Origin of the sequence: Martelella mediterranea DSM 17316 (assembly GCF_002043005.1) — a bacterium.
Taxonomy (GTDB): Bacteria; Pseudomonadota; Alphaproteobacteria; order Rhizobiales; family Rhizobiaceae; genus Martelella; species Martelella mediterranea.
Window position 1 is genome coordinate 56987 of the sequence record NZ_CP020331.1, and the last position, 24028, is coordinate 81014.

The following is a 24028-nucleotide window of genomic DNA, read 5'->3' on the forward strand; positions in this document are numbered from 1 at the left end:
ATAATCGGCACCCGAACGAGGAAACAACCGAGTTCTCCGATTTTTTGTGCACATACTGTATACTAACGTGTCATATGGCAAGTGCATTGTGTAATTTATCATCTTAAGGCTGGGGCGATCTGGTTCTCTTTGCGCCAGTCTGGATGTAAGGAAATGAAAATGCTGGAAAAAACATCGGCGCAAAAGATGAGCCTCGGGGACAGGATCGCGGGAGAACTTGAAGAGCAGGTCATCAGCGGAGGCATTCCCGCCGGAGCCAAACTTGATGAAACCGCCATCGCTGCCCAGTTTTCGGTGTCCCGCACGCCGGTGCGCGAGGCGCTTCACATCCTCTGCGGTCGCGGGCTTGCCGATCGTATTGCATACAAGGGCGTCGTGGTCACGCGTATCTCGCCGGCGCGCATCGATGAGATGTTCGAGGCGATGGCAGAGCTTGAGGCGGTCTGCGGACGGCTTGCCTGTCACCGTATGACGATGAGCGAGCGTGCCGAACTCCAGAAACTGCATCGCGAGATGGAAGGTCTCGCCGCGATTGCTGACAGCAGTGCCTACGAGGCATTGAACACCCGCTTCCATACGCTGATCTTCGCTGGTTGTCACAACACCGATATCATCGCCTCGGCAGAGGCGCTGCGGTTGAAGCTCGCACCGTTCCGCAAATACCAGCTTGGGGATGCCGGCCGGCTCAAACGGTCCTCGCTCGAGCATCAGCAGATCGTGGATTCGATCCTCGACCAGAACCCCGAGGCGGCCGAAAGCGCGCTTCGCCGGCATCTGATCTCCGCGGCACATGAGGTGATCAGCAGGCGGCAGGATAGCGCCGAGATGAAACCGGAAGAGACGCAATGAGCGCGCAGCAAGCCATCCGCGCTGTGATCGCCGAAATGGAAGCAGCATGGAATCGCGGCGATTTTGCCGGCTACATGGAAGGGTTTGCAAACCCGGATGTGATCTTCGTTTCGCGCGGGCGGATCCAGAAGGACTGGCAGGCGACCCTCGATCACTATATCGCGGATTACGGCGGCGCCCCTGGTTCGCAAGGCTCGCTCAAGTTTTCAGACATTCGAATAGAGATGCTCGCGGATGATGCGGCCCAGCTTGTCAGCAGCTTTACACTTACCCGCAAAGCCGGCAATCAGCGGGGTATCAACACGCGCCTGATGCGCAAGCGCATGGGGCGTTGGATAATTGCGCTGAATCATGTCTCGGCACAGGAATGATGCTCGAGACCGGCAACGTTCCGGCTTTGAAATGCGTTTCCGGTCTCCATTCCTGACTATCAAAAGCGGGACAAAGATAATGAAAGTACTGAGCATCTGCACAGCTAGGGTAAGCGGAGTTTCTGCCTGACTTCGTCTTAGATGTCGGGAACAGGAGAAATCATGACAAGATGACCGAGCCGGAACCTTAGAGCCCTTCAGGCTTAAATGGAAGCGTTCTGCGGCAAGGAATTTGCGCCAGGACCAAGGGCTTTGGCGCAGGGCATAGCCGTAACTATGTCCAAGCCGAAGACCGCCGGTAATGGCGCAAATTCATGCCGCCCTTCGGGTTTGCCGAAACCGGCCCTCCACTTTGTCGAAGCCCTTCGCCATAGCTATGGCTATGCCGTGCGGGCTTCTTCGCGTGGAATGACCGGTTTGGGCAAACAGAACGGATTCCATTTAAGACTGAAGGGCTCTAGCCCGGCTTTCAAGGCGAAGGTGGCATTTGCCGCTATCCGAGGTGAGCAGACGCTGGCGGAGTTTTCCCAGCAGTTCGATGTCCATGCCAACCTTTTCGTCGAACTTCTCTGGCGTTCGATCAAGTACGAGAAGCCTGGAGACTGTCTATGATTGTAATTTCAGGACATAAGGAAACGTCGTTCGAACATCATTGCCGACCGGGAATGGCTTGCCGAGGCCGCCCGGATCGTTCTGGCGTTTGCGCCTCCGTGGTGGGCGTACCGGTTCACGTGTCGTTGACCTAAAACCTGTCATTCGAGTCCGGCCGCATGGCCTCACTAAAACCCGATTGCGCGCAGCAGCAGGAAACATGCGGCGGACAGAAGCGCTGCGGCGGGCACTGTGATCACCCAGGCTGCGATGATCGTCATGAAGTGGGAGCGACGGACGAGTTTGCGACGGGCGCGTTCCTGCCCGGGCAGCCTGCGACCGGCAGGGCGTTCCCGCATCAAACGACGGGCGCGCCGTTCGGTGTACCACTCGCGGAAAAAGCCCACACCGAAGACCCCGCCGACCGCGATATGCGTGGAGCTCACCGGCAGTCCCAGCCAGGATGCGGCAATGACGGTAACCGCAGCCGACAACGCCACGCAATAGGCCCGCATCGGATTGAGCTTGGTGATCTGGCTGCCGACCATGCCGATCAGCTTGGGGCCGAAGAGCACAAGGCCGAAGGAAATGCCGAGCGCACCGATGAGCATGACCCAGAGCGGTATCGATACCTCGCCCGCTACGCTGGAGGACTGATGCACATAGGCGATCGCCGCAAGCGGCCCGACGGCGTTGGCAACGTCATTGGCGCCATGGGCGAAGGAGAGCAGTGCCGCTGAGACCACGAGCGGCGCGTTGAACAGTGATTTCAGGGACCGGTTCCGGTTTTCGAGTCCTTCGGATTGGCGCCGGATAAGCGGTACCGACAACAGACCGAAGGCTACCCCCGCGACTACGCCGATCAGCAGCGCGGTGGAGAGATCGATGGCCATCACATGCTTCAGGCCCTTGAGCGCGAGATAGGTGGCGAAGGCCGCGCTCATCACGCCGATCAGCACCGGCACCCAGGTTCGTGCCGCGGCGATCTTGTCGTCGACATAGATGACCCGCCATTTGATGAAGGCGAGCACCGCCGCGGCGAAAATGCCGCCCAGCAGCGGCGAGATCACCCAGCTTGCGGCAATCTGGGCCATCGTTGCCCAGTTGACGGTTCCCAGCCCCGCAGCAATGATGCCCGCGCCCATCACTCCACCCACCACGGAGTGCGTGGTCGAGACCGGAGCGCCGATCCAGGTGGCAATATTGACCCAGATCGATGCCGCCAGCAGCGCCGCCATCATCGCCCGCACGAACACTGCCGTGTTGGAAAGCGCCGAGGGGTCGATGATCCCCTTGGAGATCGTGGCAACCACATCGCCGCCTGCCAGCAGCGCGCCGGCGCTTTCGAAAACGGCGGCGATGGCAATCGCGCCCAGCATTGACAGGGCTTTCGCCCCGACCGCCGGCCCCATATTGTTCGCCACGTCATTCGCGCCGATATTGAGGGCCATATAGGCCCCGAATGCCGCGGCGACGACAAGGGCAAGGCTTTGCGGTTCGCCGCCGGCGAAAATCGCGGCGGCCACGGCTGCAAAGGAAACGAAGACAAGGCTGACGCCGACCCCCACCAGGGGGCGCGAGGCGTACATGGAGGCTTCTTCCAGACGCGACAGACGGTTCAGATCCTTGTCGAGCGTCTTCCACTGCCGGGTGGCGTCATCGGTCAATATGATCTTCCTTGAAGTCCTGAAAACCGCCGGCTCGTGGCTCGGCTCTCAACGTCAACGTACCTGTTCGAGAAGAGCCGGAAGATCCTTCAGGATCGCCTTCAACTGAGGCTCCCCCACGACCCGTGCCGCATCGTCGTGGTGCATCCATTTGCGCTCACGCTCCTCCATTTCCGGAAAACTGTCGGCAAGCTCAACCACCTTGATCGCGTAGACATACACATCCGTGGTCACCGGCAATCCTCCATCGACGATCTTCTTGTAGCGATAGCGTCCGATGCGCCTTGCTTCGGCGCCACGATGAACCCCGGCCTCTTCCCACGCCTCTTCCAGCGCCGTGCCCGTTCCATCCGTGCCGGCCACCGGCCATCCCTTCGGGATGATCCAGCGCTTGGTCGTGCGCGACGTGATGAGCAGGACCTCCGGTCCGGCATTTCCCTGTCGATAGCAGAGCGCGGCGATCTGCACATGTGCAGGCCGGCCGAGAAGAGGGGCGAGATAGCTATTCCAGATCCTTGAGAACATCGGGACACCGTGCAGGAGCGGTCAATATCCCCGCTGCTTATAAAAATGCTCGTCCGATCACAAGGTTAGTGGGGCAAAAGTCCCATCTTATCTGACCTTGCAACACGCTCCCTCGCTTGCCGGCGGGCAGCCGTTTCGCTCGGCAATAGCCCGGTGTCCACGGCATCCGCGCCGGCATCGTAAACTTAACGGCAACGAGGGCAGACCATGACAACGGCCTGTTTCGCCGATCATGCTCGGGCGATTTTCGCCCGCAGGTTCATCGCTGTGGAACGCAATTCGCGATAATGATTGGAGGGTATGTCGTGGCGCGGGATGTGGAACAGGTTGGCGATCTGATCATGGAGGGAGACAAAGCGTTGTAGATGTCGCTGTGACTTGAAGCGCTTCATGATCCGCCCTCGTCGCGTGACTGGCTGGTGAGAATTCTCCGCACGGTTATTCAACCCTTTGTGGGAGCGATGCTCGACACAAGGCGTGCTCTCTCGCTTTGCTGCGCCGTAGGATCCCAGTCTGTCTGTGATCATCACTCGCGGCCATGGCCCTTTCAATAGCTTGCGCATCAGGCGCTTCCCCTGTCCATCATGCCTGTCAGAGTGTTTCACGGTGCTCGGGTGATCTCGCAATCTTTGCGGCTTTGTCAGGTGTGACAGTGCCATCGGCCTGCTCAAGCTTCTCAAGCGCCTCCTGAAAAGACGTAAGGCGTTCGAGTACGGCCGCGCGTTTTACGTCGAGCTCCGCTTTCAGCCGATCGATATGTCCAAGCTTGGTCAGAAGCTGGGTGACGCCGCCCGCGCACGGTCCCGCACCTTCGTCCGACAGGCAGGCCGCCATCGCCTGGACCTCACGCGTCGAAAAGCCAGTCGCGATGAAATCCCGGATCCGGCCGGCGCGCCGCAGATCGGCTTCGTTGTAACTGCGATAGCCGTTTTCCAGCCGTCGGGCCGCAATCAGGCCCGATCGTTCATAGTGGCGCAGCATGCGCTCCGTAATGCCGAGCCGTTCGGCTGCTTCCTTGATCTGCATGTCGGGACCTTTCGGCAAGTCTTCGTTGACGATCATTTCAGATGACGCGCTCATCTTTTCAAGGCCCGAAACACGGGAAGGCAGCAACCTCCGAGCAGGGATGCCGGGACCGTCCTGCCCGGAGTTAACGACCGATAGACGCTTCAGCCCCTCTGCGACCATCCGCCATCAATTGTGATGACCTGACCGGTCAGCCATTCGTTGGCGGAACTGCCGAGCCGTAATATCCACGGCACAAGATCGGTTGTCGCCCCGCGACGGCCGAGCGGGATTTCAGCGGCTTCGGCCTCTTCGATCGTGCTCGCCATCTCAGGGGAAAGCCCCATCATGCCGGTCAGCGCACCGGTTTTCACCGGTCCGGGCGCGATGGTATTCACGCGGATGCCATCGCCAGCGAGCTCGACGGCCCAGGCTCGCGTCAGATGTTCGAGCGCGGCCTTGGTGGCCGCATAATGCGCCAGGCCCGGTGCGGCATTCTGCGAGACGGCCGTCCCGATGTTGACGACCGCGCCTTTCGTTTCCCGAAGCGCCGGCAAAGCTTCCTTCAGGAGAAGCGATGGCCCGGTGATGTTCACCGCACAAATCTCAGCAATCGCTTCGCCGTCATAGGCGCCGATCGGAAGCGGCCTGCCGGCGCCGGCATTGTTGACGACCAGATCGAGCCGGCCCCAGCGGGTAAGCGCGGTCTCGAGAATGCGCCAGCTGCCCGTTGGGTCGGCGACATCGGCGCGCACGGTCGCGACCGCTGCGCATTTCGCGGCCACACCGGCCAGTTTCGCCTCATTGCGACCGGTTATGACCACATTGGCGCCCTGTGCCGCTAGAGCCAATGCCGTGGCTTCCCCGATGCCCGAACTCCCGCCCGTCACGATGGCAACCTTGCCCTGCCAGTCTTCATTCATCTTGATTTTCCTTTCCAATGAACGTGCGCGTTCCTGCGCTTCGCGACGTTCCTAGCGGGTTGACGCTAGTGTCAGGGTCAAGGGCAATCCTGAAGGCTGGTATGCAAGGGCAAGTAAACACTCGAACCACGGACGGGACACCAAAAGGGCGGATTGAGCGGGCAAGAGGATACTGGCAGGCCATATCGATCGGAGGAACTTTCCATGGTGCTACCCGTTGGAGGACTAACCAGAACAGAGGATTCCGACATGGCCATGAACTCGCTCAAAGACATCTACCTCGACCAACTGCAGGACATCTGGAGCGCTAACACACAGTGCCTGCCCGTTGTGACCGAACTCGGCCGCGCTGCCCAAGACGAGGAGTTGTCCGAGGCGCTTATCGATGGCGGCAACGGGATTGCCGATGGTATCGCCCAGATAGAAAAGCTGTGCAATGATCACGGCATCAAGCCAAACGCGGAGCATTGCATGGGTATGGAAGGCCTCGTAAAGGAAGCGCGCAAGCATGGCCTGTCCGATGAGATCACGGACGCTGACGTGCGCGACGCCGCCATCATCCCGCAATACCAGCGTATGGTACATTACGCACTTGCGGGCTACGGCACGCTGTCCGCCTTCGCCAACCGCCTCGGTCTGGACGGTGACGCGGCGATTTTGAAGAATTGCCTCGATCAGACCTATGACGGCGACCGCCGCATGACCGAGATCGCCACGAAGGGCGGGGTCAACAAGGACGCCGCCTCCTGAACTTTTTAGCAACCTGAAAGGGGCCGTACGAAAGATCGTGCGGCCCCTTTTATGGTAGGGACATTCGTAAAGTGGGCTACCGTGCGATGGCGTCGACATCTGGTTAGGGGTCGTATGCACGGCGGCGGCGCTCTGGCGGATGCTACCTGTGGTTTTCCACGACGGCTTCTTTGAAGCTGTGCCGGAGAATGTTTCGTCCCCGGAACTCCAAAAGGCCGAGAGGGCCACCGTACGCGATGCAGGTAAAATTCGCTTTCTCGACTCGCGTTTTGGAAACCTGTCTGTCAGGTTTGGTAGCCCAACTTCTTGCCGAAACTAGAGAGCCGATGCCGCTTCAGCTATTAAACGACGGGGTGGTCGGTTCGTATCCCTTCAAGACCTAGTGCTGTCCGTCAACACAGGGTGCGCACCCCACTATCCAGGCGACGGTTCCAAAAGTGGCTTTGCGCCTCCATTGCGGCTGTACCGGTTCACTTGATGTTTACGTCAAACCTGTCATTCGAGGCAGATATCTGCGCTGGTTACTGACACTGCTCCCGCCACCTTCCGGGATTGGGTCCCTGATCTTGTGCGTGGAATCCCTCTACCAGGTCAGGTGTAGGTATGGATCTCTTGACCTGCTCCCAGTTCTGTCCGCGTCTATAAGTTAGCCCTGTTCACTGGAACTACCACGCCTGAACGGCCTCGGCTTGGCGCTTACGGCTCGAGCGACGACCTTGGTTGTTAAAAGAGAGACTGGCAAGGTGATTTGACCTCAGCGCCGTATCTCCTCGGGGAACCGGCGCGGCCTCTGGTAAAGCCGCTCAACGTCTAGTTCCAGAAAGGAAAATCGCAACGCCTCGCTCTTGTGTTGCGATTTTTGTTGCTCATTTGAGTGTTGCTCAACGGATGGGTCGGCTCCAGTGAGATCCGGTGAGAACCTATGCCGTCCACACCTGCGACAGCCGCTGTCAGGCTGAGCTGCGCAGCATGATCTGGGCGTCGAGCAGAATTCGGTTGCTGACGGCGGGTGGGGACTCGTTGTCGAGGTTGGAGAGCAGAAGCTGCGTGGCGAGACGGCCGATCTCATCGTAGTTTTGAGCGACGGTGGTGATGGGCGGGCAGGCGTAACGGGAAAGCGGGTGGTCGTCATGGCCGGCGATACGGATGTCATAGTCGTCACCGCGTCCGACCTTCAACCCTGCTTGCCATGCGGCGGCGATTGCGCCGAAGGCGATACGGTCATTGGCGCACAGGACCGTGCGCGTTGGCAGGCCATTGTCGCTGCGCAGGCTGCGTTGCATCTGTTCGAAGCCGAAACGTTCGAAATCCCAGTTATCGCATGGCGTGGTCTCGACAAGCTGTGGAGCCATCTTGAATGCCTCCATTGCCTCGATATAGGCGACTTCACGTCTACGCGCATTGTTGTTGACCGGCGGCATGCCAAGGTAGCACGGCGGCTCCCCGGATCGGCAGAGATAATCGACGATCAGACGGAAGCTCTGACGATTGTTCGTGCCGACGAAGGACGAGGTCTCGTCGAGTGGAGAATCCACGTAAACGAGCGGAATCGTGGTGCCGAGCTCACTCAGGGTCTGTTGGTGAGAGCGATCGCCGAGCGGGGCGATGATGGCACCGGCGATGTTCATCGATTTCAACGTTTCGATGGCGCGCTGTTCGAGTGCCGGATTGCCGTCGGACGACAGGATGAAGGCCAGAAAGCCCGCTTCGTTGGCCAGGAGTTCGACCCGGCGGGTCAGCGCCATGTAGAACGGATCGGTGGAATTCGGAATTATGATGCCGAGGATATTGCTGCGACGGCGGTTGAGATTCATCGCGAACATGTTCGGGCGAAAGCCGGATTGCCGGATCGCTTCTTCTATGCGTTCGCGGGTCTTGGCCCGCACCGAGCCGGGGTCGTTGAAATATTTCGACACGGTCGGCCGCGAGAGGCCCACGAGCTGGGCGAACTCCTCCATGGTTTTGACCGCTGGCTTATCCACGGTGCACTTTCCTTCGGCGACAAGGACCAAATCGATCAATAAGAACGGCTGCGACTTTACCTCAACAAAATGATGAGGCTAGAGCGCCGCAGCCGCAACCCACTGTTTTAGAGCCGTTCAGGCTTAAATGGAATCCGTTCTGTTTGCCCAAACCGGTCATTCCACGCGAAGAAGTCCGCGCGGCATAGCCATAGCTATGTCGAAGGGCTTCGACAAAGTGGATGGCCGGTTTCGGCAAACCCGCAAGGGCGGCATTCCATGATCTTCTGATCATGGAATGAACACGCCCGCGATTGAGTCGGTTCAGCGCGTCAAGCGCGCTGAACTGGGCGGCATGAATTTGCGCCATTACCGGCGGTCTTCGGCTTGGACATAGCGACGGCTATGCCCTGCGCCAAAGCCCTTGGTCCTGGCGCAAATTCCTTGCCGCAGAACGCTTCCATTTAAGCCTGAACGGCTCTAGCCGCGGCAGGCGGCGAAATAGTCATCCAGAACGGCATCGACGGCGGCAATCGCCAGATCCCCGGCAAAGGGCCTGACCTCGCCGGCTCGCACACGCGGATAGAGTGCGGCGAGGTACTGACTGATCATGGTTTCGGGGATTTCCACGCCATCCAGAAGATCGAAGAGGGCTTCCACTGCCGCGGACACTTCCGGCTGGGGCCAATAGTAGCGAATGCGATCGCTGTAGCTGAAGTGGCGCTGGACATGCTGTTCCGCACCATCGCCATGGTAGTATTTTTCCCAGTTTCCGGGCTTTTCTGTGAGTGCTTTTTCCATGGTTTCGATCAGGGTGGCGTCACGCTTGCCGGCAAACAGGAAGTCGGCGATCCGGTCGAGGCCGTAAAAGGCTTCGCGCAGCGCAAAGGTAAGACCAGGCCCGACCTTCAGAATAGCAAAACCGTCATTGACGAGGGCAGTCAGCGCCGCGCGCGTTTGATAATCGGTCGAATGGGCTTCGAAAACGAAGGCCGGCATCTGTGCAAGCGTTGCGCTGAGGCTCTTCGCTGCCGCCGGATTGTAGGCGATGACGTTTTCGTTGCCGAATTCGACGCCAGGCTGAACGACGGCTGCGATGGCGCGGCTGAAGGCGTCGGTCAGGCCGAGATCGGCAAACGCCTTTTCGTGGATCCTGACCGTTTCGAGCGCCGCATTGGCGTGGGTGACTTCCAGCACGTCGAGTTCTTCCATGGCCCCGCCGGGGATCGGAACTTCAGTGCCGATGATATAAACGGGCTTCATTCCGCCGGTTTCCGTGACTGCTTTTTCGGCGACGGCTGCCAGGCTTGCCGCACGCTCCGCCGTTATCGCGTCGGGCAGGGCGGCGGGTTCGCCGGCGCAGCCCATGGACGTGTCGAGGTGCAGCTTGGTGAAGCCCGCACGGGCAAAGGCATCAATCATGATGCGGGCCTTTTCCATGGCTTCATCGGCAGGCAGGGACTTCCAGGGATTGGGACCGAGATGATCGCCGCCAAGGATCAGGCGTTCGACGGGAAAGCCGACCCGGGCGGCAATACCTTCGGCAAAGGCGCGGAAATCGGCTGGCGTCATGCCGGTATAGCCGCCATCCTGGTTGACCTGGTTGCAGGTCGCCTCGACCAGCAGCAACCCGCCATCCTTCCGCGCGTGGCGCATCGAGGCTTCGATGACGGTCGGATGGGCGGAGCAGATCGAAGGAATACCGTTCGGACCCGGTTTCGATTTCCACTGGGCGATGTCGCTGAGGGGATTGCTGGTCATGTCGATTACTTTCTTCCGGAGTTTTGGCCCGCGGATTACGGGCCTGGGCATTACTGCCTGGTGATCGCGATCGGCCCCGCGCCTTCAATCAGGGCGTCAAGCTCAGCGCGGTTGGACGTGCCTTCCATAGGGCCGATCTTCGTGACGGCGCGCGCGCCTGCGGCAGCCGCATAGGTCAGCGCTTCGGCGGGGGGCGAGCCGTTCAACCAGAAACTGACAAAGGCCGCGCCGAAACTGTCGCCAGCGCCTGTCGGGTCCAGTTCTTCAACCGCAAAGCCGGGATGGGTGAGGCTTTGGTCCGCATCGTAATAGCGCGCACCGGCCGCGCCGCGCTTGACGACGATAGCCTCGATGCCGGTTTCGAGCAGCTCATCAATCGCGGCTCTTTCCTCTTTTGCCGTCGTGAACAGGAAGAGTTCTTCACCGCTCGGCAGAAAGAGATCGGTGCGGGTAAGAACCGTCGACAGGGCCTCACGCATGCCGGGGCTGTTCATGATCTCGGGTCTGAGATTGGGATCAAAGGAGACGGTGCCACCTCGCGCCTTGACGCTGTCGAGCGCTACCATGACGGTCTCGACGACGCTTGGCGCATAAAGGGCTGTGCCCATCACATGCAGGTGGGTGCAGGTTTCAATCGTCTTCCGGTTTTCAAAGGTCAGCGAGATCGTGCCGCAGGCGCTATGGCGGATGTTGAAGACGAAGGCACGGCTGCCGTCTTCGCGGTAGCGCACGAAGGCCGAACCGGTGGTGCCCTGCGGATCGACCTCTATACCGCTGATATCGACGCCGTCGGCCCTCAGGCGGTCGAGGTTCACGTGACCGAAATCGTCGTCGCCCACCCGCGAGATGATGGCGGACGAAACGCCTAGCTTGCCGACCTGGTCGATGAAGATCGCCGGTGCGCCGGATGGAAACGGGCCGATCAGCGGAACCGCCTCACGAAAGCCGTTTCCCTTTTTTGTGGCGACGATTTCAACGAGAACCTCGCCAATGGTCAAAACCTTGGTCATGTCAGGTGATCCTTGAGTTCAGCTCGCCGCGCGCTTGGAGCGGACGTCGAGCCAGACGGCGATCAGGATGACGAGCCCCTTGACGATCAGCTGGTAGAAATAGGGGACCGACAGCATGTTCATGCCGTTGTTCATCACGCCGATGATCAGCGCGCCGATGATGGTGCCGATCATGGTGCCGACGCCGCCGGCAAGGCTGGTGCCGCCGAGCACGGCTGCGGCGATTGCGTCGAGCTCGTAGCTCATGCCGGCATTGGTCTGGGCCGAGAGAAGACGTGACGACAACAGGATGCCGCTGATGGCTGCCATGATGCCTGACAGCATGAAGATCGAGATCTTCATCCGGTCGACCTTGATGCCCGAATAGGCAGCCGCCTCCTTGTTGCCGCCGATCAGATAGGCGCGGCGACCGAAGGTCGTCTTGCTGAGCAGGATATGGTTGAAGAGAAAGAGAATAACGACGATCCAGATGATGATCGGAACGCCGAGAAAGGCGCCGGCGCCGATTGCCGTCCAGGTTTCATTCAGGATCATGGCCGGTGCGCCATTGGTCGGCAGGCTGACCATGCCGCGATAGATACCCATCGTGGCGACCGTCACGATGAAGGAGGGTAACATCAGCTTGGCGATCAATGCACCGTTGAAGAGCCCCATGAGCGCCCCGGCGGCAAGCGTCAGGACGACGGCAGGCACAAACCCCATGCCAAAGGCGAAGCATTGCGCCCCGACCATGCCTGCCACCGCGATGATGGAGCCGACGGACAGGTCGATTTCTCCCAGCAGGATCACCCAGGTCATGCCGAAGGCACAGATGGCGATCACGGCGACCTGCTGAAGAATATTCGTGAAGTTGGCGACCGACATGAAGCGCGGATTGGCCACCGAGAAGATGACGCAAAGCGTGACGAGCGCCAGGAAAATGCCGCCATACTGCTTGAAGGACCGGCGGAGCATGGAATTTCTCGATTGGATCTGGGTCATCACTTTTGCCCCGTCGCGAATGTCATGATGGTTTCGGGTGTCAGCTGGTCGCCCGAGGCGGTGGCCGAGATGCGGCCCTCGCTCATCACGACGACGCGGTCGCTCATGCCAAGCACTTCCGGAAGCTCGGAAGAGATCAGCAGGATTGCGGCTCCCTCGGCCGCCAGCTGGCGAATGATCTTGTAGATTTCGTACTTGGCGCCAACATCCACGCCACGGGTTGGCTCGTCGAGGATGAGCACCCTGGGTTGGGTCAGCAGCCATTTGGCCAGCACGATCTTCTGCTGGTTGCCTCCTGAAAGACTGCCCGCCGGCGTATCGAGGCTTGCCGTCTTGATTGACAGGCGATCGATTTCCTCAAGCGCAGCCTCGTCTTCCGCCCGCTGCTTCATCATGCCGATCCTGGCGGCAAACCTGCCGATGGCGGCCATGGTCACGTTCGACGCGACGCTTTGCGAGAGTACAAGACCCTGTTCCTTGCGGTTTTCCGTGACGAAGCCAATGCCCTGGTCGATCGCCACGGACGGCGAGGTGATGGAGAGCGGCTTGCCATCGAGTTCAACGGTGCCCGTTGCGGTCTTGACGCCGAAGAGCGCGTTCATGACCTCGGAACGGCCGGAGCCGATCAAACCGAAAAAGCCCAGGACCTCGCCCTTGCGCACCTCGAATGAGATGTCTTCGAACTCGCCGTCGCGCGACAGGCCCCTGACCGCGAAGGTCGGGGCGACCGTTTCTGCCGGGGCATCGACTTCGCGCGGCGGATAGATCTGGTCCATGGAGCGACCGACCATCAGCGCGATAAGTTCATCGATGGTGACGTCGTCGCGCGCGCGTGTCGTGACGTAGCAACCGTCGCGAATGACGGTGATGTCGTCGGACAGGCGCATGATTTCTTCCATGCGGTGCGAGATATAGATGACGGCGACGCCGCGCGCCTTCAGCCGTTCGATGATGGCGAAGAGAAGTTCGGCCTCGCTGTCGCTGAGCGAGGACGTGGGCTCGTCGAGAACCACGACCTTGGCGTCGACGCTCAGCCCCTTGGCGATCTCCACCAACTGGCGCTGCGCAATCGAGAGGTCGCCGACCTTGTCGGTGACGTCGATCGGCAGGCCGAGATCGGCGACAAGGGCGCGTGCCATGGCAACGAGAGCGCGGTCGTTGATAAAGCCGGCAACCGTTGGCTCACGGGTCGCGAGAACGTTTTCAGCGACCGTCAGGTTGTTGCACAGGCTGAGTTCCTGAAAGACGATGGCAAGGCCGCGTGCGGCCGCATCCTGCGGGTCCTTCGGCTGGTAATCAGCGCCTTCGAGCCGGATATGGCCCGAGGTCGGCTGATAGACCCCCGCCAGGATCTTCATCAGGGTCGATTTGCCCGCGCCGTTCTCGCCGAGCAGCGTATGAACGCGCCCGCGCCGTACATCGAGCTTCATGTTATCCAGTGCGGTTACGACGCCAAAGACCTTGCTGACGTCGCGAATCTGCAAAACGGTATCTTCGTCAGCCGTTGTCATGCGACGTCTCCCCGTACCCGTCTCATTGTCTTGAGTTTAGGATATTGGCCCGCGACATTGCCTATCGGGCCTGCGCTGCAGCGCCTTTACGCCGTCCCCGGATCCGTGCGGATCCGGGGCGGACAGCCTTGGGAGGCTTTTACTTGCCGGTATAGACACCGGGAACAATCGGCTGCTCGGCCGCTACGTCCTCGCCGGCGATGACCTTGATTGCGGTGTCGACCGCAAGCTTGCCCATCTGGTCGGGGAACTGCTGGATCACGCCGACCATGACCGGATTGCTGTCGACCGCATCGCGCGCTTCCTGCATGCCGTCAAAGCCGATGACCTTGACCTGGTCCTGCAGGCCTGCGGCCTTGACGGCCACGCCAGCGGCAAGTGCTGCATCATCGCCGAAGCCGAAGATGCCGTCGATGTCGGGATTGGCCTGCAGCATGTTCTGGGCAGCGGCCAGGGCTTCCGCGCGGGTAATGCCGGTCTGCTGCGCAACGATCTCGATGTCGGGATGCTTGGCGATCGCGTCCTTGAAGCCGTTGATGCGGTTCACGACCGACTGGACCGTCGGATAGTCGATGATTGCGACCTTGCCCTTGCCGCCCAGTTCCTTGGCCATCAGCTCGCCAGCCTTGACGCCACCGGTGTAGTTGTCGGTGCCGATATAGGAGGTGACTTCCGCGCCTTCGACCGGGATGTCGACGGTGATGACCTTGATGCCGGCTTGCCTGGCTTTCATGATCGCAGCCAGGGCGCCCTTGCTGTCGACCGGCGAAATGACAATGACGTCGACGCCCTTGACGATGAAGTCTTCGATATCGGCCAGCTGCTTGGACAGGTCCTGATTGGCGATGGAAACTTCGAGCGGCACATTCTGGGCCTTCGCCTCTTCGGTCATCGCCTTGGCCAGTTCAATGTAGAAGGGATGCTGCTGGGTCAGAAGCGATGCGCCAATGCCATCGGCAAAGACGGGCGCTGCGGCTGCAGACAGCAGGCCGAGTGCGAGTACGGATTTCAAAATAGCACGACGAAACATGTGATCCTCCCGGAACAGTTTTTCAGAGCCGATTTGATGTCATCGGGTTCAGGTCGCGGCTCCCCCCGCCTGATCTCCTTAAGCAGTAGGAGCATATATCTTTACGCGCGTCAATTTTAAAGTATTTATGCGGAAATATTTTTATGGGTTGCATGGCGTTGAACCGTGACTCTGGAGGCGCGCGGTAACTTCATGATCGTGATCACCCGCGATGAATTGCATTTCGCACGGCATCGTAAAGTTAATAGCTACCACTCGTTGCCGTTGGATATGTGGACGGCTCCGAGCATAACGATAAAATCATCTCGATCGCCGCCAGTTGCAGGGCATTGTCCGCTTGGAGATCAGCATGCCGAAAGCCAACAAAACGCTCCCAAGAACTTCAGGAGCCTCCTCGTCGAAAACGTTCTGGAGACGTTCAGAAAGGTTTTCGAGATATGCAGGAGAGGTTCGGCCTATAATTTAGGCACAAGATGCCACTGCATAAAAATTGACATCTCTCCAATAATTCTCTACTTGGAAAAAAGTTTTCCTGTTCGAGATATTGAAGGACCTCCGCATGCCGCTTTCCACGTCTTTTCTCAGGGTGAGCGCCGTTGCCTCGCTTCTCCTTGCCCTTCCCGCCGTTTCGGCCCATGCCGAGGAAACCTTCGTCGTTTCCAACTGGGGCTATTCGAACGAGTTTTACGAGCCCTTCATCTTCGAACCCTTCGAAAAGGCGCATGATGTCAGGATCGTCGTCGAAACCGGCGGCGCTCCGGAACGGCTCAACAAGGCGCGCATTCGCGGCGGGGTCGACGTCATTCTGCTGACAGACAAGTTCTCGCAGATCGGCATCAATCAAGGCGCTTTCGAGAAAATCGATTCCTCCAAGCTTTCGAATTTCGACGAGCTCTATGATGCCGCCAAGAACCCGCAGGGGGAATACGGCCCGGCCTACACCTTCGGTCGTTATGGCATCGTCTACGACAAGACCCGCACCGACACGCCGGTCACCTCGTGGTGCGATCTGTGGCGCGACGACTTCGCCGGCGCCATCGCCATGCCAGCCTTCAACACGACCGGCGGTCCGCTGACGGTGATGATGGCCGGTAAATGCGTCGGTTCCGACGCGTTCGATGACCCGGACACCGCCTTTGCCAAGATGGCCGAACTGAAGCCGAATATCGTCAAGACCTTCTCCTCCGGCTCGGAGCTCACCAATCTTCTGTCGACCGGCGAGGCCTTTATCGGTCTCGCACAGGACTATGCCTTCCCGGCGATCCAGGCCGCCAACCCGAATATCGGCTGGGCCGAGCTTTCGGAAGGCGATTTCCGGATGATGAACACCTACAACATCCCGAAGAACGCCAAGCACAAGGACCTCGCCCTTGCCTTCATCGATTTCTCGATCTCGATGCAGGCCCAGAAGGACGCGGCGATCGAACTGGTCAGCGGTTCCGGCCCGGTCAACAAGACCGTGGAACTGACGCCGGAGCAGGCCTCCCAGCTCGTCTATGGCGAAAAGGCCGTGCTCAGCATGCAGCCGACGCCCTACGACAAGCTGCTCGACGTCAATGACGACTGGGAGCGTCGCTGGAACGACGTCTTCGGGCGCTGACGGAATCCAAATTGTCGTCCCGCGTCTCCATCGTGCAGCGCATCAGCGCTCTTGGCCCGTGGTTGCTGGTTCTGCCGGCAACCGCGGTGCTGGTTTTCATCCTGGTCATTCCGGTGGCGGGCACGCTTGCCGAAAGCTTCTCCAATCCGGCCGGGCTTTTCGCCAACTACCGCGATTTCTTCGCCGACAGCTATAACCGAACGGTGATGATCCGTTCGTTCCGCATTGCCTTCCTGTCGACGCTGACGGCGCTCGTCCTCGGCTTCGGCGGCGCCTACATGATCGCCAATGCGTCCCAAGGCGTGAAGCGCGTCCTGCTGATCCTGTCGGTGTTCCCGCTTCTGACCAGCGTGGTCGTCCGCTCCTTCTCCTTCATGGCGATCCTCGGGCGCAACGGCGTGGTCAACACCGCGCTGATCAAGCTCGGCATCATCAGCGAACCCCTCGAAATGCTGTTCACGCAGGGCGCGGTGATCGCCGGCCTTGCCTATCTGTTCACGCCGCTGATGATCCTGTCGCTGGTCGGCGTGCTCGAAAATATCGAGGACGACCTCTATCTCGCGGCCGGCTCGCTCGGCGCCTCTCCCGCGTCCGTCTTCTTTCAGGTCACGCTGCCGCTCGCCGTGCCCGGCATGATCGTCGGTTCGATCTTGGTGTTCACCGGGTCGCTCGCCACCTTCGTCACGCCGACGCTTCTCGGCGGCGAGCCGCAGATGACGCTGGCGACACTGCTTTACCAGAAGGCGATGATCTCGTTCGACTGGGGCGTGGCCAACACCATTGCCGCGATCATGATGGCAACCGCGATCTTTTGCGTCGTGGTGCTCGGCACGATCGCCAGCCGCATCTCGGCCCGGAGGGCAGTGCATTGACCGGACGCCGCATTCATCCACTGTCAAAACTGTTCGGTTGGCTGGTGATCCTGTTCCTGGCGGGGCCGATCGTGATCGTCATCGGCACGTCCGTCTCCGACACGCCCTATCTCGCCTTCCCGCCGCAGGGCTTCACGCTCAAATGGTATGCCAATGTGTTCAATCACAGCGGCTTTCTCGACACCTTCATCATATCGATGCAGGTGGCCGTCGGCGGCACGCTGATCGCGCTGGTCACCGGTCTCGCGGCCGCCTATGCGCTGACGCGCTACAGGATGAAGATTCCCGGGTGGTACGGCTCGGTGTTCTTCCTGCCGTTCTTCATCCCGGAAATCGTCTTCGGCTTTTCGCTGCTGAAGACGCTGATCGTCCAGTTTCAACTGCCGATCCTGCCGTCGCTGATCCTCGGCCATGCGATCCTGTGCCTGCCCTATATGGTGCGGGTGATCGGGGCGAGCCTTGCGGGCTTCGATTTTTCCATCCAGGAGGCCGCCATCAGCCTCGGCATGCATCCGGTCAAGGCGTTCTGGACCATCGTCCTGCCCAATATCCGCTCGGGCGTGATTGCCGGCATGGTGCTCGCCTTCATCACCTCGCTGAATGACATGGCCGTGGCGCTGTTCCTGACCGGGCCCGGCATCTCCACCCTGCCGATCGAGGTCTTCACCTATGTGCAGCAGTTCTTCGATCCGACCGTCAGCGCCGTTTCCGTGCTGCTGATGGGCGTCACCATTCTCGTCATGATGCTGATCGAGCGCAGCCTCGGTCTGTCGAAGACCGTTCAATAGGAGTTTTCATGGCTGAGAACGCCGTCATCCTCAACAATGTCACCGCCCATTACGGCACGACGCAGGTCCTGCACGGGCTGAACCTGTCCGTCGGCGAGGGCGAACTGGTCTCGCTTCTCGGCTCCAGCGGCTGCGGCAAGACCACGACGCTGCGGCTGCTTGCGGGCTTCCTGCAGCCGACGGGCGGGCAGATTTCGGTCGCCGGGCGCGATGTCACCGGTCTGCCGCCGCACAAACGCGATGCCGGCATCGTGTTCCAGAACTATGCGCTGTTCCCGCATCTGACCGTCGCCGAAAATGTCGGCTTCGGACTGAAGCAGCGCAAGGTGGCGCCCGCCGAACGGCAGAAACGCGTGGCCGGCATGCTGGAGCGCGTCGGGCTTTCGAGCTTTGCCGACCGTCTTCCAGCCGCCCTTTCCGGCGGACAGCGCCAGCGCGTTGCCGTCGCCCGCGCGCTCGCCATCGATCCGCCGCTCCTGATGTTCGACGAGCCGCTTTCCAACCTCGATGCCAAGCTGCGCGTCGACATGCGGGTGGAAATCCGCGAGCTGCAGAAGGCCAATCGCCGCACCGCCATCTATGTGACCCACGACCAGGAAGAGGCCTTTTCCATTTCCGACCGCGTGGCGATCATGAATGCCGGCAACATCGTCCAGCTTGATACGCCCGAAGTGCTCTACACGCGACCGGTCAATGCCTTCGTCGCCCGCTTCGTCGGCTTCGACAATTTGATCGCGATGCATGTCGTCGCCCGTAATGGCGCGACGGTGACGGCGGAGCTTGCAGGCGGCGAGCGGATCGACCTCGACGAGGGCAAGACCGGCCCGCTGCCGGAGCGCTTCGTCATCGGCGCTCGCCCGGAAGGCCTGACCCTGACGGATGCGGGCCATGACAATGCGATTGCCGGCAAGACCCATATGCGCTCCTATCTCGGCCGCGCATACAAGTACAAGATCGAGACCGCCGCAGGCGTTCTGATCGCCAATGGCGCGCTCTCGACCCCGATCGAGGCAGAACGGAATGTCGGCCTTGCCTTCGATTTCACCCATTGCTGCATTCTGGAAGACGAGGGGGAGGCGTCATGAGCCGGACCATCGTCGCCGCCGCGGCCCAGCTGGGGCCGATCGCCCGCTTGGACACCCGCAAGGCCGTTGTCGAGCGCCTGATCGCGCTTCTTGGAGAAGCAGCGTCCAGGGGGGCGGAGCTCGTCGTCTTTCCCGAACTGACACTGACGACCTTCTTTCCGCGCTGGCACATGACAGACCCGGACGAAATCGACGCGTTTTACGAGACGGAGATGCCGGGGCCGGACACACGGCCTCTGTTTGAGACGGCCAGGCGGCTGAAGATCGGGTTCTATTTGGGTTATGCGGAACTGGCGGTCGAGAACGGCGTGAAGCATCGCTACAACACCGCCATCCTTGTCGACAGGAACGGCGAGATTGTCGGCACATACCGCAAGATCCATCTGCCGGGCTGGGACAGGCCGCAGCCCGGCAGGACCGCGCAGCACCTCGAAAAATACTATTTCGAGCCCGGAAATCTCGGCTTCAAAGTGTTCGAGACCATGGGAACGCGCATCGGCATGGCGATCTGCAACGACCGCCGCTGGCCGGAGACCTATCGGGTGATGGCGCTGAAGGGCTCGGAGATGATCCTTGTCGGCTACAACACGCCCGACGACCATACCGGCCATTTCGATTTCGACAGCCTGACCCAGTTCCACAACCAGCTTTCGCTCCAGGCCGGCGCCTACCAGAATTCCAACTGGGTGATCGCGACGGCGAAGGCGGGACACGAGGAAGGTTCGAACCTGATCGGCCAGTCGATGATCGTCGCCCCGTCCGGTCAGATCGTCGCCATGGCAACCTCAACCGCCGACGAGGTGATCGTGGCGAAATGCGATCTCGACATGGCGGCCCTTTACCGCAAGACCATTTTCGACTTCGCCCGCCACCGCGAACCGGAAGCCTACCGGCTGATCGTCGAGACCAGGGGGCCGGTATCGGACTGAATGCATGAAGACTGTAGCAGCCGGGAGGAGACAGAAATGCAAGACACTGAGGCCATGACGGCCGAGCATGAGGCCGGTTCGGTTGCCCGTATCCTGTCGGACATGCGCCGGGAGAACGGCTGGACGCTTGCCGAATTGTCGAAGCGCACCGGGGTCTCGATCTCGGCGCTTTCCAAGATCGAGAACGGTCAGAGCCAGCCGGCCTTTTCGGTGCTGACCCGACTTTCGAGCGGTCTTGGCGTCGACTTTGCCGACCTTCTCGAAGGCCGTTCCGGAAGCGCACGTTTCGCCCGCGCGGCCCGGACCATCAATCGCCGGGGGGAGGGCAAGCGGCTCGAAAACGACATGGGCGTCTACCGGCTGCTTGCCACCGAACTCGCCGCCAAGGCCCTGACGCCGATGGTGATCGACATTCCGGCGCGCGCCGACCGGGCGGAACCGGCCCGCAGCGCCCATAGCGGCGAGGAATTCGTCTATGTGCTTTCGGGCAATGTGATCTTCGAGATGGTCCCTTACGCCCCGGTCATCCTGGCCGAGGGCGACACCGTCTATTTCGACGCGGCATCGGAGCACGGGTTCTACGCCACCGGCCCCGGCAATGCCCGCATTCTTTCCATCTGCTATTCCGGTTCCGGCGCGGCGCCGGACCACCTCACGGTGTAATCATGATCGATGCGAAATCCGAAGTTCGGCTGCGCCAGCGGCTGACCCTTGTCGCGCTTGGAAAGGCGCCGGCCGACCGTATCCTGCGTGTCGGCCGGCTGCTCGACACGGCAACCCGGACGTGGTCCGACCATCAGGAGATCGTCATCGCTGCCGACCGGATCGCCTATGTCGGGCCCGCCGGGTCATGGCCGGGACCGTGCGATGTCATTGACGAGCGCCCAGACCTGATGGCCATTCCCGGCCTCGGCGAAGTGCACAAGCATATCGAAAGCTCGCACCTGACGCCGGAATGGGAGGCGGCGCTGGTGATGCCGCGCGGCAATACCTGGACCTGCGAGGCGAGCCATGAATTCTCCAATGTGCGCGGTTCGAAGACGCTCGATTTCTGGATGACGGCGCGCCAGCACGGCTCGCCGCTGAAGATCTTTCCGCTTCCGGGTTCCGCCGTTCCGCCGACGGCCTATGAACATGGCGGCGGCTATCTCGGCCATGACGAGCAGCGCGACTTCATGGCCGGCAGCCTGATGGTCGCGGGCCTCGACGAGGTGATGGACTGGCCGGCCGTCTGGAACCCGGAAAACGGCTCTCACGAACGGCTCTGGGGCATGATCGAGGCCACCTTCGCCGCCCGCGGCGTGGTCGAGGGTCATGCCGCGGGCATCCGGGACCTTCCGACGATCAATGCCTTTGCCGCCGCGGGTCTGGCATCCGACCACGAGGCGTGGACGGCGGAGGAGTTCTGGGACAAGCTCACCCACGGGCTGTTTGCCGAGCTGAGACCTCACTCCATGCCCGATGTCATCAAGGGCCTGCTGGAACGCGGTCTTGCCGACTGGTCGCAGATCGCATTTGCCACCGACGACCGCTCGGCTTCGGAAACCCTGCAGAAGGGCGCGACCGATTACAATGTCCGCCTTGCGATCCAGTCCGGCCTCGCGCCCGAAATCGCCATTCAGTGCGTCACCATCAACCCGGCCCGGCACATGCGGCTGACGCCCTGGGTGGGCACGATCGCGCCCGGTCGTTTTGCCGATATCGTGCTTCTCTCCGACCTCGAAAGCTTCGAGATCGCCGAGGTCTGGGCCGATGGAAAACAGGTCTCCCGCGGCACGGACTACATTCTTCCCGTCCCCGCAATCGTCTGGCCGGACTGGGCCCGCGACACGGTCAATACCGGCGGCACTTTCGAGGCCGCCGACTTCGCAATTCCTGCCGAGGCCGGTCGCTATATGATGACGGCGGCGGTGTTGCGCCCGTTCCACTGGGAAGACGATTTCCTGACCTATGAGCTGCCGGTGGAGGGCGGCTTCGTTCAGCGCGACACGGCGCAAAACATCACCAAATTCGCCATCGTCGACCGGTTTTCCGGCAGAAAGTCCGTCTCGAAAATGTTCTGGGCCGGCACGGGACCGAAGACGCCGGACTGCGCGCTTGCAAGCTCGCTTGCCCATGACAAGCATAACATCTGGTGCGTCGGCTCTTCCGATCAGGCAATGGCGACGGCCGTCAATGCGCTGATCGAAACCGGCGGCGGCTGGGCGCTGGTGCGCGACAACAAGGTGGTCGCCACCGTGCGCTACGAGATCGCCGGACTGATGTCGCAACGCTCCGCAGAAGACCTCGATGCCGACATGCAGGCGCTCTATGCGGAAGGCGAAAAGATCGAATGGATGTTCGAGCCGTCCTCCTCGCCGCGCTGGTGGGCGGGCTTTCCCGAACGCCTCGCCTTCGCCACGCTGACCTGCGCGCCCTGGCGCTGGGTCCTGGTCGCGCCGTCGGATTATGCGCCGGAGGGGCTCGTCAATGTCGCGACGGGCGAAACGCACAGGATCGTCTGGTAAGGCCATGAGCATCACTGCGGAAACCGCCGCCCGTCCGGCATTCGAAGGCGTGGAGGAGCTCGAAACGCCCTCGGTCGTTGTCGACGCGGCGCGCCTGAAAGCCAATATCGCGCGCATGCAGGCGATTGCCGCAGACGGCGGCGTCGCGCTTCATCCGCACATCAAGACGCATAAATCGTTGGCCATTGCCGGCCTGCAGCGCGATGCCGGCGCCAGCGGCGTGACGGCCTCGCATCCGGGCGAGGCGGCCGTCTTCATCCGTGGCGGCTTCTCGCCGGTCACGCTCGCCTATCCGCTGGTCCGCCCGGAACCGGTGGCCCGCCTTCTGACGCTCGCCGGCGCGCACGATGTCCGGGTCCGCTTCATTGCCGACAGCATGGCCGGCCTTGAAGCCTTGGAGGCCGGCGCCGCAAAGGCCGGACAGACGGCCGATGTCTTCATCAAGGTCGATGTCGGCCTGCATCGCTGCGGTGTTGATCCCCTGGCCGAAACCGGCATCGCGCTGGCGCAGAAGCTTGAAGCGTCCCGGCTGACGTTCTGCGGGCTCCTGTCCCATGCCGGTCAGGCCTATGGCGCCGGCAATGCGAACGGCATCCGCGCGGTGGCCGCGACGGAGCGGCGCATTCTTCTCGATTTCAGAGAAAGGCTCCGGCGCCACGGCATTGCCGTGCCGCTGATCTCCGTCGGCAGCACGCCATCCCTCATCGCCCATGACGGTTTCGACGGCATCGATGAGATCCGGCCGGGCAATTATGTCTTCTTCGACATGACCGCCGTCCGCCTTGGCATTGTCGGGCGCGACAGCCTTTCGCTCGCCGTCTCCGCGACGATCATCTCGAAGAACCACGATTTCTACATTGTCGACGCGGGTTCGAAGACGCTAAGCTCCGACCTCGGCCCGCACAGCACGGGTTCGGGCACAGGTTTCGGCGAGGCGTGGAGCGCGGAGCTCGAACGGCCGCTTTCCGTCGAAAAGCTGTCGGAGGAGCACGGCATGGTCGCGCGCAATGGCAGCGACCTTGCCATCGGCGCGCAACTGCTGATCTATCCCAACCACGCCTGCGTCGTCGTCAACCTCGCGCCCCGCCTTTTCCTGCTTGACGACGGACAAGCATCACCGCTTGCAATCGATGCGACGCGAAGAGCTGTCGCCAACCGCAATCAACAATAATGACAAAAGTGCGCATATGGCGGCTGGAAGGAAGGGCGAAACTGCAGCGCTCGCTAAACGGCCAGGCCCACCCACCATGTTTCAATGCACCGGCAGCTTCATTCCGGCGGGCATAGCGGAAGTCGCCTTCGTCAGGCATCC

General features: G+C 61.0%; 23 protein-coding genes and 1 pseudogene. 12 read left to right on the forward strand and 12 right to left on the reverse strand.

Going from position 1 to position 24028, the window contains the following annotated elements; translation table 11 throughout:
• Positions 1-159: 159 nt before the first annotated feature.
• The 3 genes from Mame_RS21995 to Mame_RS26800 all read left to right on the forward strand — a co-directional run bounded on the left by Mame_RS21995 (position 160) and on the right by Mame_RS26800 (position 1832).
• Complete coding sequence (locus Mame_RS21995) at positions 160-849, forward strand: GntR family transcriptional regulator (protein WP_018067029.1); 690 nt, start codon at positions 160-162, stop codon at positions 847-849.
• Positions 846-1220 (forward strand): YybH family protein, encoded by a 375-nt coding sequence (locus Mame_RS22000; RefSeq protein WP_018067030.1) that lies wholly within the window; start codon positions 846-848, stop codon positions 1218-1220. Before Mame_RS21995 ends, Mame_RS22000 begins: the two co-directional genes overlap by 4 nt.
• A gap of 207 nt (positions 1221-1427) precedes the next feature.
• Positions 1428-1832: a hypothetical protein gene (locus Mame_RS26800; RefSeq protein ID WP_155122253.1), complete on the forward strand. Its 405-nt coding sequence runs from the start codon at positions 1428-1430 to the stop codon at positions 1830-1832.
• A 167-nt stretch (positions 1833-1999) separates the two neighbouring features.
• On the opposite strand, the gene Mame_RS22010 is transcribed toward Mame_RS26800, so the two are convergent.
• The 5 genes and pseudogenes from Mame_RS22010 to Mame_RS22030 all read right to left on the reverse strand — a co-directional run bounded on the left by Mame_RS22010 (position 2000) and on the right by Mame_RS22030 (position 5931).
• On the reverse strand, positions 2000-3478 hold the full coding sequence (locus tag Mame_RS22010) for an inorganic phosphate transporter (RefSeq protein WP_018067032.1): 1479 nt from the start codon (positions 3476-3478) through the stop codon (positions 2000-2002).
• 54 nt (positions 3479-3532) lie between these two features.
• Positions 3533-4003: an NUDIX hydrolase gene (locus tag Mame_RS22015; RefSeq protein ID WP_018067033.1), complete on the reverse strand. Its 471-nt coding sequence runs from the start codon at positions 4001-4003 to the stop codon at positions 3533-3535.
• 230 nt (positions 4004-4233) lie between these two features.
• A pseudogene (locus Mame_RS22020) lies at positions 4234-4575 on the reverse strand (DDE-type integrase/transposase/recombinase); the annotation flags it as partial.
• Positions 4576-4594: 19 nt separating this feature from the next.
• On the reverse strand, positions 4595-5065 hold the full coding sequence (locus Mame_RS22025) for a MerR family transcriptional regulator (protein ID WP_018067034.1): 471 nt from the start codon (positions 5063-5065) through the stop codon (positions 4595-4597).
• Between the two features lie 107 nt (positions 5066-5172).
• On the reverse strand, positions 5173-5931 hold the full coding sequence (locus Mame_RS22030) for an SDR family NAD(P)-dependent oxidoreductase (RefSeq protein ID WP_018067035.1): 759 nt from the start codon (positions 5929-5931) through the stop codon (positions 5173-5175).
• A gap of 249 nt (positions 5932-6180) precedes the next feature.
• On the opposite strand from Mame_RS22030, the gene Mame_RS22035 reads away from it, so the two are divergent.
• Positions 6181-6681, forward strand: a complete 501-nt coding sequence (locus Mame_RS22035; RefSeq protein ID WP_018067036.1) for a ferritin-like domain-containing protein — start codon at positions 6181-6183, stop codon at positions 6679-6681.
• A 950-nt stretch (positions 6682-7631) separates the two neighbouring features.
• Here the strand turns inward: Mame_RS22035 and Mame_RS22040 are convergent.
• The 7 genes from Mame_RS22040 to Mame_RS22065 form a co-directional block, all read right to left on the reverse strand.
• Entirely contained in the window at positions 7632-8639 is a 1008-nt protein-coding gene (locus tag Mame_RS22040; protein WP_018067037.1) for a LacI family DNA-binding transcriptional regulator, read from the reverse strand.
• Between the two features lie 85 nt (positions 8640-8724).
• Positions 8725-9012 (reverse strand): hypothetical protein, encoded by a 288-nt coding sequence (locus Mame_RS26805; protein ID WP_155122254.1) that lies wholly within the window; start codon positions 9010-9012, stop codon positions 8725-8727.
• 110 nt (positions 9013-9122) lie between these two features.
• Entirely contained in the window at positions 9123-10403 is a 1281-nt protein-coding gene (locus tag Mame_RS22045; RefSeq protein WP_018066847.1) for a D-tagatose-bisphosphate aldolase, class II, non-catalytic subunit, read from the reverse strand.
• 50 nt (positions 10404-10453) lie between these two features.
• The gene (locus Mame_RS22050; protein WP_018066848.1) at positions 10454-11413 is read right to left on the reverse strand and encodes a tagatose kinase; all 960 of its coding nucleotides are present in this window, start codon (positions 11411-11413) and stop codon (positions 10454-10456) included.
• An 18-nt stretch (positions 11414-11431) separates the two neighbouring features.
• On the reverse strand, positions 11432-12394 hold the full coding sequence (locus tag Mame_RS22055; protein WP_018066849.1) for an ABC transporter permease: 963 nt from the start codon (positions 12392-12394) through the stop codon (positions 11432-11434).
• Complete coding sequence (locus Mame_RS22060; protein WP_018066850.1) at positions 12394-13905, reverse strand: sugar ABC transporter ATP-binding protein; 1512 nt, start codon at positions 13903-13905, stop codon at positions 12394-12396. The genes Mame_RS22055 and Mame_RS22060 overlap by 1 nt, the downstream gene beginning before the upstream one ends.
• Before the next feature lie 139 nt (positions 13906-14044).
• The gene (locus Mame_RS22065) at positions 14045-14935 is read right to left on the reverse strand and encodes a substrate-binding domain-containing protein (protein WP_026173835.1); all 891 of its coding nucleotides are present in this window, start codon (positions 14933-14935) and stop codon (positions 14045-14047) included.
• Between the two features lie 559 nt (positions 14936-15494).
• On the opposite strand from Mame_RS22065, the gene Mame_RS22070 reads away from it, so the two are divergent.
• Genes Mame_RS22070 through Mame_RS22105 form a run of 8 tightly spaced genes read left to right on the forward strand, consistent with a single transcriptional unit; the run spans position 15495 to position 23887 of the window.
• Complete coding sequence (locus tag Mame_RS22070) at positions 15495-16535, forward strand: ABC transporter substrate-binding protein (protein ID WP_026173836.1); 1041 nt, start codon at positions 15495-15497, stop codon at positions 16533-16535.
• Between the two features lie 11 nt (positions 16536-16546).
• A complete protein-coding gene (locus Mame_RS22075) occupies positions 16547-17407 on the forward strand; it encodes an ABC transporter permease (RefSeq protein ID WP_018066853.1) in 861 nt (286 codons plus the stop codon).
• Complete coding sequence (locus tag Mame_RS22080; RefSeq protein WP_018066854.1) at positions 17404-18195, forward strand: ABC transporter permease; 792 nt, start codon at positions 17404-17406, stop codon at positions 18193-18195. The genes Mame_RS22075 and Mame_RS22080 overlap by 4 nt, the downstream gene beginning before the upstream one ends.
• A gap of 8 nt (positions 18196-18203) precedes the next feature.
• A complete protein-coding gene (locus Mame_RS22085; protein ID WP_018066855.1) occupies positions 18204-19280 on the forward strand; it encodes an ABC transporter ATP-binding protein in 1077 nt (358 codons plus the stop codon).
• Positions 19277-20209, forward strand: coding sequence for an N-carbamoyl-D-amino-acid hydrolase (locus Mame_RS22090; protein ID WP_018066856.1), 933 nt, complete (start codon positions 19277-19279; stop codon positions 20207-20209). Before Mame_RS22085 ends, Mame_RS22090 begins: the two co-directional genes overlap by 4 nt.
• Before the next feature lie 36 nt (positions 20210-20245).
• Positions 20246-20872 carry a helix-turn-helix domain-containing protein gene (locus Mame_RS22095; RefSeq protein WP_018066857.1) on the forward strand — a complete coding sequence of 209 codons (627 nt, stop codon included), beginning with the start codon at positions 20246-20248 and terminating at the stop codon, positions 20870-20872.
• A gap of 2 nt (positions 20873-20874) precedes the next feature.
• Entirely contained in the window at positions 20875-22716 is a 1842-nt protein-coding gene (locus tag Mame_RS22100; RefSeq protein ID WP_018066858.1) for an adenine deaminase, read from the forward strand.
• Positions 22717-22720: 4 nt separating this feature from the next.
• A complete protein-coding gene (locus Mame_RS22105; RefSeq protein ID WP_018066859.1) occupies positions 22721-23887 on the forward strand; it encodes an alanine racemase in 1167 nt (388 codons plus the stop codon).
• The last annotated feature ends 141 nt before the right edge of the window (positions 23888-24028 follow it).

Coding starts and splice junctions, on each gene's coding strand:
- Mame_RS21995 (WP_018067029.1), top strand. CDS start 160: ATGCTGGAAAAAACATCGGCGCAAAAGATGAGCCTCGGGGACAGGATC.
- Mame_RS22000 (WP_018067030.1), top strand. CDS start 846: ATGAGCGCGCAGCAAGCCATCCGCGCTGTGATCGCCGAAATGGAAGCA.
- Mame_RS26800 (WP_155122253.1), top strand. CDS start 1,428: ATGGAAGCGTTCTGCGGCAAGGAATTTGCGCCAGGACCAAGGGCTTTG.
- Mame_RS22015 (WP_018067033.1), bottom strand. CDS start 4,003: ATGTTCTCAAGGATCTGGAATAGCTATCTCGCCCCTCTTCTCGGCCGG.
- Mame_RS22025 (WP_018067034.1), bottom strand. CDS start 5,065: ATGATCGTCAACGAAGACTTGCCGAAAGGTCCCGACATGCAGATCAAG.
- Mame_RS22030 (WP_018067035.1), bottom strand. CDS start 5,931: ATGAATGAAGACTGGCAGGGCAAGGTTGCCATCGTGACGGGCGGGAGT.
- Mame_RS22035 (WP_018067036.1), top strand. CDS start 6,181: ATGGCCATGAACTCGCTCAAAGACATCTACCTCGACCAACTGCAGGAC.
- Mame_RS22040 (WP_018067037.1), bottom strand. CDS start 8,639: ATGGAGGAGTTCGCCCAGCTCGTGGGCCTCTCGCGGCCGACCGTGTCG.
- Mame_RS26805 (WP_155122254.1), bottom strand. CDS start 9,012: ATGGCGCAAATTCATGCCGCCCAGTTCAGCGCGCTTGACGCGCTGAAC.
- Mame_RS22045 (WP_018066847.1), bottom strand. CDS start 10,403: ATGACCAGCAATCCCCTCAGCGACATCGCCCAGTGGAAATCGAAACCG.
- Mame_RS22050 (WP_018066848.1), bottom strand. CDS start 11,413: ATGACCAAGGTTTTGACCATTGGCGAGGTTCTCGTTGAAATCGTCGCC.
- Mame_RS22055 (WP_018066849.1), bottom strand. CDS start 12,394: ATGACCCAGATCCAATCGAGAAATTCCATGCTCCGCCGGTCCTTCAAG.
- Mame_RS22060 (WP_018066850.1), bottom strand. CDS start 13,905: ATGACAACGGCTGACGAAGATACCGTTTTGCAGATTCGCGACGTCAGC.
- Mame_RS22065 (WP_026173835.1), bottom strand. CDS start 14,935: ATGTTTCGTCGTGCTATTTTGAAATCCGTACTCGCACTCGGCCTGCTG.
- Mame_RS22070 (WP_026173836.1), top strand. CDS start 15,495: ATGCCGCTTTCCACGTCTTTTCTCAGGGTGAGCGCCGTTGCCTCGCTT.
- Mame_RS22085 (WP_018066855.1), top strand. CDS start 18,204: ATGGCTGAGAACGCCGTCATCCTCAACAATGTCACCGCCCATTACGGC.
- Mame_RS22090 (WP_018066856.1), top strand. CDS start 19,277: ATGAGCCGGACCATCGTCGCCGCCGCGGCCCAGCTGGGGCCGATCGCC.
- Mame_RS22095 (WP_018066857.1), top strand. CDS start 20,246: ATGCAAGACACTGAGGCCATGACGGCCGAGCATGAGGCCGGTTCGGTT.
- Mame_RS22100 (WP_018066858.1), top strand. CDS start 20,875: ATGATCGATGCGAAATCCGAAGTTCGGCTGCGCCAGCGGCTGACCCTT.
- Mame_RS22105 (WP_018066859.1), top strand. CDS start 22,721: ATGAGCATCACTGCGGAAACCGCCGCCCGTCCGGCATTCGAAGGCGTG.